This is a genomic window from Promicromonospora kroppenstedtii DSM 19349 (assembly GCF_000515355.1).
Lineage (GTDB): Bacteria > Actinomycetota > Actinomycetes > Actinomycetales > Cellulomonadaceae > Promicromonospora > Promicromonospora kroppenstedtii.
Map to the genome: position 1 here is coordinate 45,156 of NZ_KI911759.1, position 3,898 is coordinate 49,053.

3 protein-coding genes are annotated in these 3,898 nt (G+C 69.9%); all 3 read right to left on the reverse strand.

Features of this window, described 5'->3' with window-relative positions; translation table 11 throughout:
• Nucleotides 1-61: 61 nt before the first annotated feature.
• On the reverse strand, nt 62-1,693 hold the full coding sequence (locus PROKR_RS26885) for a type 2 periplasmic-binding domain-containing protein (protein WP_036969938.1): 1,632 nt from the start codon (nt 1,691-1,693) through the stop codon (nt 62-64).
• 114 nt (nt 1,694-1,807) lie between these two features.
• Nucleotides 1,808-2,794 (reverse strand): carbohydrate ABC transporter permease, encoded by a 987-nt coding sequence (locus tag PROKR_RS26890; protein ID WP_245605986.1) that lies wholly within the window; start codon nt 2,792-2,794, stop codon nt 1,808-1,810.
• Nucleotides 2,791-3,810 carry an ABC transporter permease gene (locus tag PROKR_RS26895; RefSeq protein WP_169736604.1) on the reverse strand — a complete coding sequence of 340 codons (1,020 nt, stop codon included), beginning with the start codon at nt 3,808-3,810 and terminating at the stop codon, nt 2,791-2,793. Before PROKR_RS26895 ends, PROKR_RS26890 begins: the two co-directional genes overlap by 4 nt.
• Nucleotides 3,811-3,898 lie beyond the last annotated feature (88 nt).

Sequence of the window (3,898 nt, forward strand, 5' to 3'; positions counted from 1 at the left end):
GACCCTACGTTCGACGGCCGGGCCCGCCTCAGCGGCGAGGCAGGCCCCGGCTCGGGTCAGCTCAGCCCTGGCGCTCCGCCAGCGCCGCCTGGTACTCGTCGCGTATCTTGTCGCCGCCGCCCTTGGCCCATGCCTTGGTGGCGTCGGCCCAGGCGGTGACGGGCTTGCGCCCGGCCAGGATGTCAGACTCCACGGAGGCGAGCTTCTCGCCGAGCTGGCCGCCCTTGCGGCTGGCCGTGTCGCTGAACAGGCCCTGCACCGGGTTGGCCACGGCGGTCGGTACGACGGCGGCCTGGGCGTCGTGCTCGGCCTGCGCGACGTCGGGGTCGCCCGCCTGGAAGTTCACCCAGGGGCCCTCGACCACGTACTTGAGCCCGAGCTGGATCTCGGTGCGGCCCTGGTCGGTGAGCACCGGGTCGGTCCCGTCGAGCTCGTGGTGCACCCCCTCGACGCCGTAGGTCCGGAACAGGTGCTCCTCGGAGCCGAACGGGGCGGCGAGGTAGTTGATCACGTCGAGCAGCGCCTCGACGCGGCCCTCGGACTTCTTGCTGATCGACGTGATGTTCTGCACGGGCGCGCCGAGGTGGATCCCCGCCGTGCCGCCGCCCTCGGCGAGCGGGGGCGCCGCGACGGAGAGCCGGAAGTTCTCGTCGATCGGGTAGTTCGAGAAGTCGGGCCAGGCGCTGAACGTGTCGTCGAGCATCCGGATGGTGCCGTTCACGAGCCAGGTCTTGCGCTGCGGCTGGGTGGCGGGGACGCCGTCCGGGTGCACGAACCCGTCGGCGACCAGGCGCCGGCCGAGCTCCAGGGCCTCCTGCTGGCGCTCGTGCAGGTTCGCGCTGGTGAGCTTGCCGCCGTCCTCGGACCAGCCGTTCGGGATCTCGAACATCTGGCGCAGGTGCCCCAGCGGCACGCGCCCGAGCGCCCAGGTGTTGCCGCCCGAGAGCTCCTTGCACAGGTCGTAGAACTCCTCGGCGGAGGTCACGTTCGGGTCGATACCCTCGGCCTCGAACCAGTCCTGGCGCGCGTAGAACACGCCGCTCTGCGCGGGGCCGCGGGGCACCGGGACGGCGAAGATCTTGCCGTTGTAGACGCAGGACTGCCAGCTCTCGGTCGGGATGTTCGCCAGGAACGGGTACTTCTTCACGGCGTCGCCCGAGAGGTAATCGGTCAGGTCGGTGGCGCGCTCCTCCAGCAGGCTCGGCAGGCCGGGGACGTCGCCGGGGAACATCTCGAAGATGTCCGGCAGCCGGTCGCCGGCCACCGTCGTCTGGAACCGGTCGGAGTAGTCGCCGGCCGGGGTGAGCGCGATCGTCAGGGCGAAGCCGAGCCGCTCGTGCAGCGCCTGCCAGTACTCGTTCTTGTCGGCCCCTGGCGGCACCGGCGTGTTGGTCAGGCCGAAGATGCCGACGTCCTCGCCGTCACCGGGCTGGCCGCTGGTCACCTTCTGGGGGCTGGCGGGGTACTTCAGCATCGTGTCGGGCACGCCGTCGGTGCCCTTGATGTCCATCGATACGCCGTCGTACGGGACGTACGTGGGCAGGGCGACGGTGGCGTTGCCGGTCAGGGCGCCGCCGCCGCGACCCTCGTTGCTGCAGCCGGCGAGGCCGAGCACGGCGAACGCGCCGAGGCCCATGCCGCCCATCAGCAGGCTCCGGCGGCTGATGGTGGTCTCCGTGAGCAAACGGTTCATGACTACTCCTCATCGAGCGGGGTAAAACAAGCGGGGTAGAACAAGCGGGGTAATGCGAGCGGGGTTAAGGCAGGGAAGGGAAAACGGGGAGAGAAAGCGGGGCGAGAAGCCGGGTCAGCCCTTCACGGCGCCCGTGAGCATGCCCTTGGCGAAGTGGCGCTGCAGGAACGGGTAGACCAGCAGCACCGGCACGATGGAGACCACGAGGATCGCCATCTGCAGCGACGTTTGGGGCGGCAGGGCGGCGGCGTCGATGCCGAGGTCCTGCGAGCCGAGCTGGGCGCCGTCCACCACGTAGGTGCGCAGCACGAGCTGCAGGGGCCACTTGGTCGCGTCCGACATGTAGAGCAGCGCGTTGAAGAACGCGTTCCAGTAGCCGACGCCGTAGAACAGGCCGACGACGGCGAGCACGGGCTTGGACAGCGGCAGGCCGATGCGCCAGAAGAGTTGCCACTCGGTGGCTCCGTCGATCCGGGCGGCGTCGATCACCTCGTTCGGCAGCTGCACGAAGAACGCCCGCACGACCACGACGTTGAAGGCCGAGACCGACGTCGGGATGATCAGCGCCCACAGCGTGTCCAGCAGGCCGAGCCGCTGGACCACGAGGTAGCTGGGGATGATCCCGGGGTTGAAGAGCAGGCTGATCAGCACCACGAGCAGCATTGCCCGCACGCCGAAGGCGCCCTTGCGGCTCAGCGCCCAGCCGAGCGTCGTGGTCAGGGCCAGGCTCAGCGTGGTGCCGATCGCGGTGACCAGGATGCTGATCCAGAGCGCCTGCGTGACCACGCCGCCGGCGAAGATCATCCGGTAGGCGCTCAGGTCGATCCCCGTCGGCAGCAGCACGAAGCCGCCCGCCTCCGTGACCTGCTCGGGCGTGGCCAGGCTGGTGGAGATGATGCCGACGAACGGCAGGATCACCAGCGCGCAGGCGAGCGTCAGCACGACGCCCTTGACCGTGCGCTCGAACGGGCCGGGCATGGCGACCCCGTCGATCACGGGGCGCGTGCGCTGACGCCGGCCGCCGCCCGGCCCTGTTGCGCGGGGCCTTCTCGCTGTGGTGTTGCTGGCCGTGGTGGTCCTGGCAGTGGTGCTCGCGCTCATGCTCGGTACACCCCTTCCTCGCCGAAGGCGTGGGCGGTCTTGTTGGCGACGAGGACCAGGGCCAGCCCGATCAGGCCCTTGACGAGTCCGACGGCGGCCGCGACACCCCAGAACCCGCCCAGGACGCCCTGGTTGTAGACGTAGGTGTCCAGCACGTCGGACACGCCGAGGCCTACCGCCTGCTGCTGGAGGATGAGCTGCTCGAACCCGACGCTCAGGGAGTCACCGAGCTTGAGGATGAGCAGCATGATGATGATCGGCCGCATGCCCGGCAGGGTGATGTGCCAGGTCTGCCGCCAGCGGGAGGCGCCGTCGACGGCCGAGGCCTCGTACAGCGACTTGTCGATGCCGGCGAGCACCGCGAGGAACAGGATGGTGGCCCACCCGGTGTCCTTCCAGATCACCTGCGAGGTGATCAGCGCGTAGAACGCGTCGGAGTTGCCGATGATGTCGATGGGCTCCCACCCGTGCGACCGCAGGAAGTTGTTGAGCAGCCCGGCCCCGCCGAGCACCTGCTGGAAGACGGCGACGACGATCACCCAGGACAGGAAGTGCGGCAGGTAGAGCACCGACTGCACGATCTGCCGCACCCGGTTGGACACCAGGCTGTGCAGCAGGAGCGCCAGGATGATCGGCGCCGGGAAGACGAAGACCGTCTGCAGCAGCGTGATGACCAGGGTGTTGCGCAGCGCGCTCAGGAACTCCGGGTCGCCGGAGAACAGGATCTGGAAGTTCTCGAACCCGACCCACAGGCTGCGCTCGATGCCGAGGTACGGCTGGTAGTCCTGGAACGCGATGACGTTGCCGCCGAGCGCCAGGTACTGGAAGGCGATGATGACCGCCATGCCGGGCAGCGCCAGGAGCAGGACGGCGCGGTCGCGCACCAGACGCTGCCACCACGACTGCCGGCGGCGGACGGGCTGCGGAGAGCCGTCGTTCGGTGTCCGGCCGCGTGATCCGGGGCCGGCTGAGCTCGAACGCGGCGTCCCCGCGCGGGGCTCCTCGACCGCGGTCATGCTGCGATCCCTGGCACGCCGGGTACGGGCGGAGTCGCGGGCGACGCTGCCGGCAGCGTCGCGCGCAGCGCTGCCGGCAGAGTCCCGG